The sequence below is a fragment of the Janthinobacterium sp. TPC_1 genome, assembly GCF_056037845.1.
In genome coordinates this window covers 5,166,974-5,182,591 of sequence record NZ_CP195157.1, presented here as the reverse complement: position 1 = coordinate 5,182,591, position 15,618 = coordinate 5,166,974, and the positions used below count along the sequence as shown (strand labels likewise).

Sequence of the window (15,618 nt, the reverse complement as noted above, 5' to 3'; positions counted from 1 at the left end):
CTCACGCTATATTGTTTTCGGCCGGCCTTGCTGTCGCGCCTTGATACCTACAAAAACAGTCTTGGAGATAATGATGAATTGCACTTTGAAACCGATGGCCCGCGTGGTCGCCGGCTGCGTCGCCACGCTTGCCCTGGCCGCCTGCGGCAACGACACCAGCAGCGAGCAATACACGCAGCCCGTATTCGGCGCCACCACCTACACCCAGTTGAAAGTCGACGGCTATACCTTCAAGGACATGAACCGCAACGGCAAGATCGACCCGTACGAAGACTGGCGCCTGCCGGCCGAGGCGCGTGCCGACGACTTGTTGTCGCGCATGAGCCTCGATGAAAAGGCGGGCCTGATGATGCACGGCACGGCGCCCACCGTGTCCGACCCTTCCGGCATCGGCCTGGGCGGCGCGTATGACCTCACGGCCCTGCAGGATCTGATCGTCAAGCAGTACGTCAACACCTTCATTACCCGCATGGCGGGCGACACGGCCAATATGGCGGCCCAGTACAACAAGGTACAGGCGCTGAGCGAAACCTCGCGCCACGGAATTCCCGTCTCCATCAGCACGGACCCGCGCCACCATTTCCAGTACACGGTGGGCGCCAGCGCGGCTACCTCCGGTTTCTCGCAGTGGCCGGAAACCCTGGGCCTGGCCGCCATCGGCGACGATGCGCTGGTGCGCCGCTTCGGCGACATCGCGCGCCAGGAATACCTGGCCGTCGGCATCACGCAGGCGCTGTCGCCGCAGGCAGACCTGGCCACCGAGCCGCGCTGGTCGCGCATCAACGGCACCTTTGGCGAAGACGCGGACCTGGCCAGGCGCATGGTGCAGCACTATATCGAGGGTTTCCAGGACGGCAATACTGGCTTGCATGACGGCAGCGTGGTGGCCGTCGTCAAGCACTGGGTCGGCTATGGCGCCACGAAAGAGGGCTTCGACGGCCACAATTACTATGGCCGCTACATGACCTACCCGGGCAACAATTTTGCTTACCACGTGAAGCCGTTCGAAGGGGCGTTCACGGCGAAGGCGGCTTCCGTCATGCCGACCTACGCCTTGCCGGATGGCAATATCACCATCGACGGCATCACCCTGGAGCAAGTGGCGGCCGGCTTCAGCAAGACCATGCTGACGGATCTGCTGCGCGGAAAATACGGTTTCGAGGGCGTGATCCTGTCCGACTGGGGCATCACGTCCGACTGCGACGCCAACTGCCGCAACGGCACGGCGCCTGGCGTGGCGCCTTCCTTCATCGGCTTCGGCACGCCGTGGGGCATGGAAGACGCCACCAAGGCCGAGCGTTATGTAAAAGCCGTGACGGCGGGGATGGACCATTTGGCGGCGTGACGGAAGCGCCGTATCTGACGCAAGCCGTGCAGCGTGGCCAACTGACGGAAGCGCGCATCAACGCCTCGGCGCGGCGCATCCTGATCCAGAAATTCAAGCAGGGCCTGTTCGAGCATCCGTTTGTCGATGCGGCCAAGGCGGCCAGCACGGTGGGCAAGGCGGAATTCGTCGAAGCGGGCCTGGAGGCCCAGCGCCGCTCGCTCGTCTTGCTGGAAAACAAGGACAAGGTCTTGCCGCTGGCGGCCACCGTCAAAAAGGTCTACCTGTACGGCATCGATGCGGCCGTGGCGCGGCAGTATGGCTACACGGTGGTCGCCACGCCGCAGGAAGCGGACGTGGCCCTGCTGCGCGTGGCCGCGCCGTATGAAACCCTGCACCCGAACTACATCTTCGGCAGCATGCAGCACGAGGGCCGCCTCGATTACGTCGACGGCAATGCCGACTACGAGGCGATCAAGAACGCGGCCAAGTATGCGCCGAAGACGGTGGTCACCGTGTACCTGGACCGTCCGGCCATCCTCGGCAACGTGCAGGACAAGGCCAGCGCCATCCTCGCCAACTTTGGCGTGAGCGACGGCGCGCTGTTCGACGTCCTGACGGGCAAGGCCAAGCCGCAAGGCAAGCTGCCGTTCGAGCTGCCATCGTCGATGGCCGAAGTACAGGTGCAGAAATCGGACGTGCCGTATGACACGGCCCATCCGCTGTACAAGTTCGGTTACGGGCTGGGGTACTAAAACGCTGCTGTTCAGGCTTGCTGGCGCCAGGCGTGGCTGTCCAGGGCGTCGATAAAGCGCGCCAGCGGCCAGTCTTGCGCCAGCGCTTCGCGCATCAGCTGCTGCTGCGTGGGCGGCGCCATGCCGTCGATGGGCTGGTCGCGGTCCAGGTTGCTGGGGAAGGCATAGCCTTCGGCGCAGGCGGCCACCGCGTGGCCGATGTCTTCGTCAGTGAGGGCGCCCTGCGCGCGCAGCGCCTGCAGGGCCGGATACAGGGCGGCGCTCATGGCGCGGCGGTCCAGCGTTTCCATGGCGCGCCCGAACGGCGATGACACTTGCAGCAGCTTGGCCATGCGGCGGATGTCGGGCGAGCGGTTATGCCCCGCCGCGTGGAACAGGGCGGGATTGAAGAACACGGCGTCGCCTTTCGACAGCGGCAGCTGCACGCAATGCCGGGCAAAATAGTCGCGAAACGGCCGCTGCTGCCAGGCGAGAAAACCGGGTCGGTAGCGCTGCGAATAAGGCAGGTACAGGGTAGGGCCGGATTCCAGCGGCATGTCGCAGTGGGCGACGGCGCCCTGCAGGGTCAGGAGGGCCGACATCTGGTGCACGGGCGCCGGGTAGGCGGCGCAGGCGGCGGCGCTCTGAAAGCCCAGGTGGTAGTCGCGGTGCGGCGCCTGCGCGGCTCCGCCCGGGTTGACGACGTTCACTTGCGCCGTTATCTGGTAGGCGGGACCGAGCCAGGCTTCGGCGATCCACGCAAAGACGGGATTGGCGTAATAGCGCGCAAAGGCCTCGGGGGCGCGCAGGCACAGCTTTTGCTGGGCATTCCAGATGCGGTCATTCGCGCCAGGCTTGGCGAAATGGTCGCCGGCCGCCTGGCCGCTGGCATGCTGTTCGGCGATCAGCGCGTGAAACACGCGACTCACCTGTTCCAGCGTCTCCCTGTCGGTGACGGCGCGTTTCAGTACGATGACGCCGGGACCGTCCATCAGCGCCTGGCCCCATTCGGCCTGCAGCGCGCGCAAAGCCAGCGGCTTGCCGGCCAGTGCGCGCACCTGGTCGCAGTCGTAGACGAGGATGTTTTCTTCCACCGCAGCGGCGTGGGGATAGTCGGCCAGCGCCGTGGATAGGCTGACGGTGCGGATGAACTCATCGAGCTGGCAGTCTTGCTGCGACAGCCAGAAAGGGGCGGGCGGCGCGGCGGTGGCGGTGGTGGGCATGCGGTGTCTCCTGATGTTGTAAAAATAAGTTGTAGAATCAGTATAGGGATGAAAATCCGCATTTATCATCAAGAAATACATCAAAAAACCATCAATTCCTTAAAATGGATATGGCATGACGCATCCTTTCCCCGTCAAGGTCGTGGCGCTGCAGGCCGGCGTCAGCGTGGCCACGGTCGACCGCGTCATCAAGCAGCGCGGGGGCGTGCACGCCAATACGGTGCGCCGCGTGATGCAGGCGCTCGACGAGCTGGCGCGGCAAAGCACGCAGGTGGGCCTGTCCGGCAGAAAATTCATGCTCGACGTGCTGATGGTGGCGCCGCGTCGCTTTACGGACGCCGTGCGCGCCGCGCTGGAGGGCGAGTTGCCGTCGCTGCATCCGGCCGTGCTGCGTTCGCGCTTTCACCTGCATGAAACCCTGGACGTGGACGGCATCGTCGATTTGATCGAGCGCATCCGCAAGAACGGCAGCCATGGCGTGCTGCTGAAAGCACCGGACTTGCCAGCGGTGGCGGAAGCGGTGAACCGGCTGGCGGCGGCGGCCGGCATCCCCGTGGTGACGCTGGTGACGGACTTGCCGTCCTCCGCGCGCCGCAGCTATGTGGGCATGGACAACCGCGCGGCGGGCGAGACGGCCGCCTACCTGCTCGGCCAGTGGCTGGGCAGCCGGAAAAAACAGCAGGTGCTGGTGACCCTGAGCAGCAACCGCTTTCATGGCGAGGAAGAGCGCGAGATCGGCTTTCGCCGCGCCCTGCGCGAACGGCACCGCCACTTGTCCATCGTCGAGGTGAGCGAGGGCCACGGCATCGACGGCGCCACGGGAGCGCTGGTGCGCGAAGCCCTGGCCGCGCACCCGGGCATCGCCGCCGTGTATTCGATCGGCGGCGGCAATGCCGCCATCGTGCAGGCGTTCGCGCAGGCGGGCCGGCTTTGCCAGGTCTTCATCGGCCACGACCTCGATGCGGACAATGTGGCGCTGCTCAAGTCGGGCGCCATCCATGCCGTGCTGCACCACGACCTGGGCCAGGACATGCGGCGCGCCTGCCAGGAGGTGTTGCGGGCGCAGGGCGCTCTGCCGGCCCTGGCGCAGCCGCAGCCGCTGTCCGCCATCCAGATCGTCACGCCGTGGAATCTGCCGGCCCTGAATTGACGGCCGCCCGGCTTGCTGGCCCGGGGCTGACGGCAGTGCGCGCCGCATGCCATACTGGCGTCCCTGAACGATGACGAGGGTATGGCGGCATGTGGCGTGGGATCGTATATGGTTTGCTGGCCGGCGCCTTCTGGGGCGCCGTTTTCATTGTACCCGTCTTGCTGCCGGATTTTTCTCCGGCCGAGCTGATGGTGGGCCGCTACGCCTGCTATGGCGCGCTGGCGGCCGGGCTGATGCTGCCGCGCCTCTTGCCCCTGCTGCGGCGCTTGCGGCGCGATGACTGGCTGGCCATGCTGCGCCAGGCGCTGGCCGGCAACGTCGTGTATTACCTGCTGCTGGCGTATGGCGTCAAGCTGGCCGGCGTGGCGCCCACTTCCCTGATCATTGGTTTACTGCCCCTGAGCGTGACGATTGTCGGCCGCAAGGATCACGGCGCGCTACCGCTGCGCCGCCTGGCCTGGCCGCTGCTGGCGGTGGCCGCGGGCATCGCCTGCATCAATGGCGATATCTTCAGCCATGCGGGCGGCGCGGACGGCGCCAGCCTGGCGCGCAAGCTGGCCGGCGTGCTGTACGCCATCGGCGCGCTCGCCTGCTGGACCTGGTATGCGCTCGACAACACCCGCTTCCTCAAGCGCCACGCGCATGTCAGCTCCGTGGAGTGGGCCATGCTGTATGGCCTGGCCAGCGGCGTCATCGCGCTGGCCGTGGGCGCCGTGATGCTGGCGCTGCAGCAGGCAAGTGGCGCCGATGACGCGCCGGCGCGCGACTGGCCCCGCTTCTGGCTTGTGTGTCTGCTGCTGGCGCTGGGCGCTTCCGTGATCGGCAACTACCTGTGGAACCTGGCGTCGCGCCTGGTGCCGGTGACCTTGTCGGGGCAGCTGATCCTGTCGGAGACCCTGTTCGCGCTGCTGTACGGCTTCGTCTACGCGCAGCGCATGCCGCGCCTGCTGGAGTGGGCGGCGATGTTCTTGCTGACGGCGGGCGTGCTGTGGTCCGTGCATGCGCATGCACGGCAGGAGGCCGGGGCTTGACGGACGCGAGGGCGGCCAGCGCCGCCCTCCGGCGCGCTGAGTCTTACTGGACCTCCGCGATCACCATCATCGCGCGCTGGCTGCCCAGGATCAGCAAGACTTGCAGTGGCAGCGCGCCGTCCGGCAGGCGGGTGACGGCAAAGGTCTTGCTGTCGGCGTTGTAGCTGATCCACGCCGGCAGCGGCGCGCCATCGGCCAGGGTCGCCTGCACGGGCACGCGGTTGACAGCGGCCGCTTCGACGATCTGCGCCGGCAGCGGGAAGCCGAAACCATTGCCTGCATCGGCGATCTCCTTCGGTATCGAGACGGCGATTGCGCCATTCTGCTGCAGCGACGCTGGCCTTACCAGCGACACGCTGATGCCGGGTGTGCTGGTCAGCTTGAGCGCCGTGCCGGCTGCCAGGGCGGGAAGGGCCGGTGGCGTGCTGCTCAAGCCGGCGTCCGCGGACGGCAGGTCCCCCAGCGGCGGCATGCTCAGGCCGGGCGCCACGCGCTGCTGCGCCAGCGGCAGGGCCGGCAACGGTGGCACGGGCACGACGACGGGCGGCGGCACCTGGACGGCGGCATCGAGGATGTCCGCGCTGAGGCCCTGCGGCTGGCTCAGGGTGTAGTTGGCCGCATCCGCCCCCGCCAGTGCATAGCCGTTGACGCTGACCGGCTTGGCCTTGCCGGCAGTGGCATCGGCAAAGCTGGCGCCAGGCGTGCCGGCGAGGGCGACGTCGTCCTCGCCGAAGACATTGATGACCGCCGTGCCGCCCAGGCTGGCCACGGCATTGCCGTCGAACGTCTTGTTGTTGGCGTGAACGCCTGTCACAGCGACCTGGGCCGGAGTGATATCGCCCGCCAGGCCAGTTTGCTGGCCGATGGCGTAGTTGCTGTCGCTGGAGGTATAGCCGGCCAGGGTGATGGCCTTGCCCTTGCCCACATTCTTGTCGGCGAACTGGCCGCTGCCATTCCCGCCCACGGTGACGGTTTCGCCTTCGAAGCCCGACACCACCGGGGTGCCGGATAGCGCCACGCCGCGCGTGCCGTCGTAGGTCTTGGGCGCCGCCAGGCTCAAGCCGCTCACTTGCAGCACGGCCGGCGTGATGGTGGCCGTCAGGCCCGCCGGCTGCAGCAGCAGGTAGTTGCCATCTTCCGTCGTGTAGCCGCTGACGCTGACGGCCTTGTTGACGCCCGCGTTCTTGTCGGCGAACAGGCCCGTGCCCGTGCCCATGATGGTGACCACGTCGCTGCCGAGCGCCTGCACGGTAGGCGTGCCCGTGATCAGGGCGTTGCGCGTCGTGTCGTAGCTGCGGCTCTGCGCCGTCACGCCCGTCACCTGCAGCAGGGCGGGCGTGATCGTGGCCGTCGTCAGGGCGCTGGTGTTTTCCACGACGTAGTTGCCGGCATCCGCGCCACCGGCGGCGATGCCGGTGACGGTAACGGTTTTATTCACGCCCGCGTTCTTGTTGGCGAAGCTGGCGGCGGCCTTGGTGACGTCCAGCACGTCGCCGGCCACGCGGTCGTCGCCCAGGGTGACGCTGGCATCGGTGGTGGCGTCGTACGCGCGGCTGACGCCCGTCGCCTGCACGGTGAGGATGCGCGGGGTGATCGTGCTGCTGGCGTTGCCGGCCAGCGTGACGCTGTAATTGCCGCCGCCATTGCCGTCGCTGAGCGTGGCGCTGTTGAAATTGACCGCCTTGTTGCCGTTGCCGGCGTTCTTGTCGGCATAGCTGAACGAGGCATTCGTCACCGTGTCGCCGGCCACCAGGGCGGCCGACAGGGCGGACAGGTCGCCGCTGCCGGTGGTATAGGCCAGAGTGCCGTCATACACCTTGCTGATGGACGGCGCGGTGAGCACGACGGCCTTCGGCGTGATGGTCCCGTGCCCGTGGCGCTGGTGGGCAGGAGGTAATTGGCATACGAGGTGCCCATGCCGGCCGTGAAATCCTCGGACGACAGCGACACATTGACGCTGCGGCTGCCCGCGTTGCGGCTGTCGAAGGTGCCGGTGGCCCTGGTGACGCTGAACGATTCGCCTGCCACCAGGCCGTTGAGGGTGTAGCTGCCGATGGCGATTTGCGCATTGGTGCCGCCATCGTAGGCGCGCGTGATGGCCGACACGGGGCCGAGGGTCAGCTGGGCGGGCGTGATGCTGCCCGTCAGTTCTGGCGCCTGGCCTATCGTGTAGTTGCTGTCGCTGGAAGTCAAACCGCTCACCGTGATGGCCTTGCCCATGCCCGCGTTCTTGTCGGCGAACTGGCCCGTGCCCGTGCCCAGCACGGTGACGCTGTCGCTGCCCAGGCCAAAGACGATGGGCGCGCCCGTCAGCGCGATGCCCGTCGTGCCGTCATAGGCCTTGCTCACGCCCGAGTTCAGTCCGAACAGTTCCAGCACGGCCGGCGTGATGGTGGCCGTCAGGCCCGCCGGCTGCAGCAGCAGGTAGTTGCCGTCTTCCGTCGTGTAGCCGCTGACGCTGACGGCCTTGTTGACGCCCGCGTTCTTGTCGGCGAACAGGCCCGTTCCCGTGCCCGTGATGGTGACCACGTCGCTGCCGAGCGCCTGCACGGTGGGCGTGCCCGTGATCAGGGCGTTGCGCGTCGTGTCGTAGCTGCGGCTCTGCGCCGTGACGCCCGTCACCTGCAGCAGTGCGGGCGTGATCGTGGCCGTCGTCAGGGCGCTGGTGTTTTCCACGACGTAGTTGCCGGCATCCGCGCCCCCGGCGGCGATGCCGGTGACGGTGACGGTTTTATTCACGCCCGCGTTCTTGTTGGCGAAGCTGGCGGCGGCCTTGGTGATGTCCAGCACGTCGCCGGCCACGCGGTCGTCGCCCAGGGTGACGCTGGCATCGGTGGTGGCGTCGTACGCGCGGCTGACGCCCGTCGCCTGCACGGTGAGGATGCGCGGCGTGATCGTGCTGCTGGCGTTGCCGGCCAGGGTGACGCTGTAATTGCCGCCGCCATTGCCGTCGCTGAGCGTGGCGCTGTTGAAATTGACCGCCTTGTTGCCGTTGCCGGCGTTCTTGCCGGCATAGCTGAACGCGGCATTCGTCACCGTGTCGCCGGCCACCAGGGCGGCCGACAGGGCGGACAGGTCGCCGCTGCCGGTGGTATAGGCCAGAGTGCCGTCATACACTTTGCTGATGGACGGCGCGGTGAGCACGACGGCCTTCGGCGTGATGGTCCCCGTGCCCGTGGCGCTGGTGGGCAGGAGGTAATTGGCATACGAGGTGCCCATGCCGGCCGTGAAATCCTCGGACGACAGCGTCGTGCTGACCGTGCGGCTGCCCGCGTTGCGGCTGTCGAAGGTGCCGGTGGCCTTGGTGACGCTGAACGATTCGCCCGAAACCAGACCATCAAGCGTGTAGTTGGTGCTTGCCAGGCTGGCCGTGGTCGTGCCGTCGTAGGCGCGGCCTATGCTGCCCGCGAGGCTGGCCGTCAAGGCCTTGGCCGTGATGCTGGCGGCGCCGCTCGCCGAGGCGGGCAGAGCGTAGTTCGACAGGGTGGTGCCGGAACCGGCCGTGAAGTCGCCTGCCGACAGGCTGGCCGTCACGCTGTTCGCGCTGGCCACATTGGCGGCATTGTAGCTGCCTGCCGTTTGCGCGATGCTGGCGGACTGGCTGCCGATGAAACCGGCCAGGTTATAGTTGGCGCTGCCCAGCAGCGCTGCGGTCGTGCCGTCGTAGGTCTTGACGATGCTGCCGGTCAGGCTGGCCGTCAGGGCCTTGGCCGTGATGGCGGCCGCGCCGCTGGCGCTCGTCGGCAGGATGTAATTGCTGAACAGGGTGCCGCTGCCGGCCGTGAAGTCGCCGGCCGAGAGCAGGGCGCTGACGCTGCTGGCGCCGGCCACGTCGCTGGAATTGTACAGGCCCGCCACCTGGCCGACACTGGCCGACTGTCCGCCTGCAAAGCCTAGCAGCTGGTAGTTGCCGGCGGAAAGGATAGCGTTGGCGTTGCCGTCGTAAGTCTTGGTCGGCGTGCCGATTACCACGGCCGTCAGCGCCTTTGGCGTGATGGCGCCCGTGCCGCTGGCCGAGGTGGGCAGGGTGTAGTTGCTGGCCAGGGTGCCCGCGCCGGCCGTGAAATTGCCTGCTGACAAGGTGGCGGTGACGGCATAGCTGCCCACGTTGACGCCGCCGTACAGGCCAAAGGAGGAAATGATGCCGAACGATTCGCTGCCAACCAGGCCGCTCAATACATAGTCGCCGGTCGACAGGGCCATCAGGCTGCCGCCGTCGTAGGTCTTGCTGACGGGATTGAGCGAAGCCGTCAGCGTTTTCTTTTGCACCGTCAGGGTACGCGGCGTATTGCTCCCCAGCATCACGGCATAGCCGTTGTTGCCGCTGGCGCCGGACAGGTCGACGGTGATGGCGTAGGGGCTGCCCGCCGCGCCGGCGTTGGCGGCCGCGCCGGCGGACGTGGCCGTGATGGCGCCGGACAGGGCGGTAGAAACCGTATCGCCGAGATACGCGCCCGCCACGGCGCCCTGTGCGCCGGACAGGCTGATGACCTGGTCCACCAGGGCCGTGCCCGTGGCGAGGTCGTCGCCATAAGTCTTGCTGACGTTTTGCGTGTTGACGGTGATGGTGGGCTGGTAGGCGAACAGGTAGCGGTTGCCCGTCTGCGTGGCATCGCTGCCCGTGTAGCTGCTGTTCCAGACGGCCGTATTGTTGCTGTCGAGGTTGCCGAACGTGCTGGCGCCAGGGGCGCTCGCGTACACGAGCCAGCGCGCGCCCGGGTCGGACAGGGCGATGCTCGCCGCGCCATTGCCTGAATTATTGTTGAAATTGCCTTTCGCCGCCAGGGTCACGGCCGTGCCGGCGCCGCTGGCGTTCAGGACGGCGCCGGCGTTCAATGTCACGTCGGCGCCGATGCCGCGGTAGCCGACGTCGAAACCGCAGCAATTGGCGCTCATGTCGGGCAGGTCGGCCACGGTGCCGGCGCCATTGCCCTGGTTGACCAGCTTGATGCTGGCCGCCGTGATGCTGTTGACGCTGATCGAGCCGGCCATGGCGTTGCTCTTGTCGCTGCCGTCGGCCATCAGCATCGAGACATGGCCCGTGCCCGCATCGATCACGGCAGGCGTGCCTAGGCCGTTGCTGCCCATGCTGATGGTGGCGATGCCCGCGTCGCGGTAGGCATCCTTGACGCCGTTGGCCAGGCTGTCGTTGGCGATCAGGTTCAGGTCGCGGTTGCCCGTGATGATGTCGCCCAGCACGGCAATGCTGCGTCCGGCCTGCATGGTCAGTGCGCCGCCGGCCACGCCGCCGCTCGCGTCGATGCCGCTCTTGACGAAAATATCATTATTTGCCTGCAAGGTCACGCTGGTACCGGTGCGCAAGACGCCGGCGATGTAGTCGGGCGTCATGGCCTGCGTCGCGCCTTCGGCGTCGCCGAAGCCGGTGGCGCCCGGCAGCCACATGGAATTGGCTGCCGGCATGCTGGACGAGACGAGGATCACGTGGCCGTTGTCGCCCGCGAAGGTGACGAAAGCGGTGCCAGTGCCGGCCAGCGACATGTTCGGGGAATAGCCGAGCCCGCCCCAGAAGCGGCCGTTCGGATTACCGACCCCGGCATTGGCGGGGCCCGTCGTGCCGCTCAGGGGGGCGCCCGCATTGCTGATGAAATTGACGGCGCCGGCGCCGCAGTTCCAGTCCGGCGAGATGATGAAATAGCCGGCATTCGCATAATCGGCCGTGGTGCCGTAGTACGTGGCCAGCTGGATGCTGGTGCCCAGGTAATCGTTGACGTGGCTGCCGACCATGGCGTTGGCGGCCGACATGATGTTCTGGTTGCCCTGCGCTGCATAGTCGTTCAGCCTGCCCGTGTTGCCATCGACCCAGCTGACGGCGCCGGCGTTGACGATGCCGTTGATGTCGCGGGTGGGGTTGGACACCACATAGTGGCCGTTGATCAGTGCTGCGTAGTAGGAACCCAGGTAATCGCCGGCCTTTTCGCCCACGATGCTGTTGTCCCGGCCGACCACGCCGCTGACGCCGGCCACGCCGCTGCCCCAGGTGACGGCCCCGGCCGCCGCGTTGGCGCCATTGGCCCAGCTGGTGCTCAGGGCAACATAATTGCCCGTATAGCGGTTGACATTGTTGACGGCATCGTAATTGTACAGATAGTCGACATAAGAGCCGATATTGTCGCCGGCCTGGGTGCCCACGAGGCTGTTGGCGGAGGAGATGATGTTGCGGTTGCCCTGCGCCGCATAGTCGGACAGGCGGCCCGTGCTGCCATTGATCCACGTCAACGCGCCGGCGCCTGTGGCGGCGCCATTGTCCCAGTACTGGTTCTGGATCAGGTAACTGCCGGCCACGGCCAGCGGCGCGACGGTCCAGTCCTTGCTGTCGTTCGCCTTCAAGCCCAGCACGCTGTTGCTGTCGGAAATCGTGCCCGTCAGGGGCCCCGTGCCGCTGCCCCAGGTGACGGCGCCCGCATCGGCCAGCGCGCCATTATTCCAAAGGATGCTGGAGACGACATAGTTGCCGCTGTACAACTGCTTGCCGTCGCCGTCGTAGCCGGCCAGCAGGGCCGTCACGCCGCTCACATTGTTCTTGCCCGTGCCGACCCGGTCGTCCGTGACGCTGCCGACCAGGCTGTTGGCGGCCGACACGGCACCGACGGCCGGCGCGCCGCCCCCATCGCTCCAGGTGACGGCACCGGCGCGCAGCGCGGCGCCATTGCGCCAGTAGCTGCTGGCCGTGACGAAATTGCCGTTCGATAGCCCGGTAATGCCGTTGCCGATGGCATCCTGGTGGCTGGTGGCGCTGGTCGCGGGATTGGTGATGATGTCGGACGGGACGACGAAGCCGCCGATGAAGTCGCTGACATTGCTGCCGATCAGGCTATTGGCAGCGCTGATCGTGTGGCCGCCATCGGCCGTGGCGCCGGTGGCGCCGTTGCTCCAGGTGACGGCGCCGCGCGTGCCGTTCCACATGGGGCTGGCCACGGCGTAGTTGCCGTTCGATAGCACGGTAATCGACGTGCCTTCCTGCAGCACGGGTACGGGATTGTTGGTCTGGTAACTGTTGTACTGGTAGGAGCCGATACGGTCGCCGCTGAAGCTGCCGACCAGGCTGTTGACGGCCGAGACGGCGCCCAGCGTGGGGCTGCTGCCACTGTTCCACGTCACGGCGCCGGCACTGGCGTTGCCGCCATTGGCCCAGTACGGACTCAGGGCCAGGTAATTGCCATTGCCGACGAGGGCCAGGATGCCGCCCGCGCCCACCCGGTCATTGACCTGGCTGCCGACCAGGCTGTTGCCGGCGCCGACCGTGCCATCCTGGCTGGCCTTGCTCAAGCCCGTGGTGCCGTCGACGAGGGTGGAGGCGCCCCGCGTGCCGTTCCAGTTCGGGCTCGAGACCACGTAATCGTTGTTGGCCAGCGCGGTGATGGCCTTGCTGCCGATGCTGTCGCCCGTGGTGGCGCCGACCAGGCCGTTGGCCACGATGACATCCTTGACGTTCGTGGCGTAAGCCACCCAGGTGGCGGCGCCGCGCGAGCTGTTCCAGCCCGGGCTGCTGATCACATAGGCGTTATTGCTGCCCAGTAAGGTGACGCCGCCGGACGACAGCGAGTCGAAGGCGCCGCCAACGAGGCTGTTGGCGGACGAGACGAGGCCCGTGACGGCGTTGACGCCATCAAACGTGGCCAGCATGCCGGCATTGTTGTTCCAGTCCGAACCGTAGATGAGGAAGCGGGAACCGCTGAGCGCCTGGAAGTATTTGCCGACCTTGTCCGTGCCGTTCCCTTGACCCGAGGCGTCGAAGCGCGTGCTGTCGCCCACCAGGCTGTTGGCCGCGCCCACCACGCCCGTCAGCGCGCTGCTGCCGGAACCGAAGGTGACGGCGCCCACGCCCTTGTTCCAGCCCGAGTTCACCAGCACATAGTTGTCGTTGGGCAAAAGGTTGATGCTGCCGCCCACCTGATCGCCGAATTTGTACTGTTTGTAGCCATCGGCGAGCACGATGGTCATCGGCGTGCTGCCCACCAGGCTGTTGCCGGCACTGACGACGCCGGACACGCCCGTGCTGCCGTCGCCGAAGGTGAGCGCGCCGCGCGAATCGGACCAGCTTCCCGTGCCGACCAAATAGTTGCCGTTCGACAAGGTCTTGATGGCGCTGCCGCCCACGTTGTCCGAGGTGGCATAGCCCTGGCTGCTCATGTGCGTGCCCGTGCTGCCCACCAGGCTGTTGGCTGACGACACGGCCAGCGCGCCCGCGCCCCAGCCCGTCGTGCCGTTGCCCCAGGTGACGGCGCCGCGGCCCGCGTTCCACAGATTGCTGCTGACGACGAAATTGCCGTTGGCCAGCGCCGTGACGGCATAGCTGCCCACCTTGTCGCCCGCATGCGTGCCGTACAGGGTAGAGATCAGCGCCTGGTCGCTCTGGCGGAACAGGTAGGCGGCGCCGGCGCCGGTGGCGCCCAGGTTGTCGTCCGGATTCGTGATGACGACATAGCCGGTGCGCGTGATGGTGGCGCCCGCCGTCGTGGTCAGCGCCGTGGTGGTCTTGCCGAAGCTGCCGCCGGCCGTGGGGTGGGGGTCGACGAATTCCAGCTGGCCCGACAGCTGGCTGTCGATGTAGATGTCTTTCGGATCCAGCAGCAGGGTGCCCGACTTGCCGTAGCGCGCGTAGCCGTTGGCCGTGCCGCCGAAATGCAGGGTTTGCTTGCCGGACACTTCCATGATGCCGCCGTCGCCGCCCCAGGCGCCGCCGCGCGCGCCGATGTCGCCGCCGAAGACGGTTTTTTCTTCCGACCAGACGACCACCTTGCCGCCGTTGCCTGCGCCGGTGGCGTCCGCATTCAGGGTCACGCCCTTGCCGACGGTGGTGTTGACGGCATTCCGGATGGCCGCATTCCTGCCCTGGTAATCGCCGCCGACGAGGATGGTGCCGCCGCCGGATGCGCCCGTGGCGCTGACCCTGGCGCCCATCAGGGCCACGTCGCGGGCCGTGATGACGACCTTGCCGCCATGCTCGCCGTCGGCCTGGTAGCGGCCGGATGTGTAAACCTTGCCGGCGCCGCCGTCGACGGCGATGCTGCCGCCCCCTTGCGCAGAGACGGTGGCGCTGGCTGTTTCCACCAGGCCGTTGGCCAGCGTGCTCGTGATGGTGCCGCCGCCATCGGCACGCAGGCTGCCCGCATTGAGCATGCGGTCGCCCGCGATGGCGATGGCGCCGCCCTGGGTGCCCGAAACGTCCAGGTTGCCGCCATTGTCGACCAGGCCTGAACTGTCGAGCACGATCTTGCCGCCGCGCGCGGCCAGGCCCGTCGCTTCCAGCGCGCCGCTGTTGCGCACTACGCCGCCCTGCAGCTGGTTGGCGGCCTGGGCCGACATGATGATGAGGCCGCCTGGCGCATGCACGGCCGCGCCGTTTTCCACCAGCGCGGCGATGGCCGAGGGCGACACCAGCACGCCGGCCAGGGTGCGGCTGTCGGAAAACTGCAGCGCGATCTGCTCGCCGGCCGCCATGGCCACCGTGCCGGCCTGGGCGATGACGATGCCGTTGTTGCGCACTTGCGGCGCCAGCATGGCGATGTAGCCGCCCAGTCCCGCCTGCAGGCTGCCGTCGTTGACGACCGCGCCCGTGGCGCCGTTGCGCGTGAAGGTGCTGCTGCCGGCCATGAAGTCCGCCGTATTCATCGTGTGCGTGGTGGCCACCAGGCCGCCCACGCTGACCGATGCGGTGGGGCTGAAATACACGCCATTCGGGTTGCTGAGGAAGACCTGGCCGTTGGCCGTGATGCGGCCGAAGATCTGGCTGGCCTGGCTGTCCTGCACGCGGTTCAGGGTCACGGCTGCGCTGTTGGGCTGCTGGAAGCTGACCTGGGCCTGGGCGCCCACGTTGAAGGTCTGCCAGTCGATGGCGCCGCGCTGGCTGGCCTGGTTGATGGTCATCTGCGCGCCCGTCTGGCCGATGCTCAGCGTGCCTCCCGTCACCTGGCCGCCCGTCGGCAGCTGGCCTGGCGCGGGCGGCGCGGCCCAGGCGGCCGGCGCCAGGCCCAGGCCGGCGAACAGGGCGGCCATGAAGGCGCCGCGCCCGCTGCGCTTGCCACGTCCTCGCGTATGTTCCGCGACGGCGATCCAGGCGCCTTGCGCCTCGCTCCAGATCAGGCGATAGAAGCGATTGATGGTGGCATGTCCGCTCATGATGACATTCTCCGGT

At 67.3% G+C, this 15,618-nt stretch carries 7 protein-coding genes; 4 read left to right on the top strand and 3 right to left on the bottom strand.

Translation table 11 applies throughout. The features are described from left to right. Window positions 1-73 precede the first annotated feature (73 nt). Window positions 74-1,345: a glycoside hydrolase family 3 protein gene (locus ACQVLG_RS25205; RefSeq protein ID WP_474291597.1), complete on the top strand. Its 1,272-nt coding sequence runs from the start codon at window positions 74-76 to the stop codon at window positions 1,343-1,345. Continuing rightward, a complete protein-coding gene (locus ACQVLG_RS25200) occupies window positions 1,342-2,079 on the top strand; it encodes a glycoside hydrolase family 3 protein (protein ID WP_474291596.1) in 738 nt (245 codons plus the stop codon). Before ACQVLG_RS25205 ends, ACQVLG_RS25200 begins: the two co-directional genes overlap by 4 nt. Before the next feature lie 11 nt (window positions 2,080-2,090). On the opposite strand, the gene ACQVLG_RS25195 is transcribed toward ACQVLG_RS25200, so the two are convergent. Beyond that, on the bottom strand, window positions 2,091-3,281 hold the full coding sequence (locus ACQVLG_RS25195) for a phytanoyl-CoA dioxygenase family protein (RefSeq protein ID WP_474291595.1): 1,191 nt from the start codon (window positions 3,279-3,281) through the stop codon (window positions 2,091-2,093). A gap of 115 nt (window positions 3,282-3,396) precedes the next feature. Here ACQVLG_RS25195 and ACQVLG_RS25190 point away from each other — a divergent pair, with 115 nt between their 5' ends. Beyond that, window positions 3,397-4,431 (top strand): LacI family DNA-binding transcriptional regulator, encoded by a 1,035-nt coding sequence (locus tag ACQVLG_RS25190; RefSeq protein WP_474291594.1) that lies wholly within the window; start codon window positions 3,397-3,399, stop codon window positions 4,429-4,431. Between the two features lie 89 nt (window positions 4,432-4,520). Continuing rightward, window positions 4,521-5,462 (top strand): DMT family transporter, encoded by a 942-nt coding sequence (locus ACQVLG_RS25185; RefSeq protein WP_474291593.1) that lies wholly within the window; start codon window positions 4,521-4,523, stop codon window positions 5,460-5,462. A 43-nt stretch (window positions 5,463-5,505) separates the two neighbouring features. Here the strand turns inward: ACQVLG_RS25185 and ACQVLG_RS25180 are convergent, their stop codons facing one another. After that, window positions 5,506-7,305 (bottom strand): YDG domain-containing protein, encoded by a 1,800-nt coding sequence (locus ACQVLG_RS25180; protein WP_474291592.1) that lies wholly within the window; start codon window positions 7,303-7,305, stop codon window positions 5,506-5,508. Then, complete coding sequence (locus tag ACQVLG_RS25175) at window positions 7,194-15,602, bottom strand: YDG domain-containing protein (RefSeq protein WP_474291591.1); 8,409 nt, start codon at window positions 15,600-15,602, stop codon at window positions 7,194-7,196. The genes ACQVLG_RS25180 and ACQVLG_RS25175 overlap by 112 nt, the downstream gene beginning before the upstream one ends. Between the last annotated feature and the right edge of the window lie 16 nt (window positions 15,603-15,618).

Bases quoted from the DNA above. Each gene is read 5' to 3' on its own strand.
- ACQVLG_RS25205 (WP_474291597.1), top strand. From the start codon at position 74: ATGAATTGCACTTTGAAACCGATGGCCCGCGTGGTCGCCGGCTGCGTC.
- ACQVLG_RS25195 (WP_474291595.1), bottom strand. From the start codon at position 3,281: ATGCCCACCACCGCCACCGCCGCGCCGCCCGCCCCTTTCTGGCTGTCG.
- ACQVLG_RS25185 (WP_474291593.1), top strand. From the start codon at position 4,521: ATGTGGCGTGGGATCGTATATGGTTTGCTGGCCGGCGCCTTCTGGGGC.
- ACQVLG_RS25190 (WP_474291594.1), top strand. From the start codon at position 3,397: ATGACGCATCCTTTCCCCGTCAAGGTCGTGGCGCTGCAGGCCGGCGTC.
- ACQVLG_RS25175 (WP_474291591.1), bottom strand. From the start codon at position 15,602: ATGAGCGGACATGCCACCATCAATCGCTTCTATCGCCTGATCTGGAGC.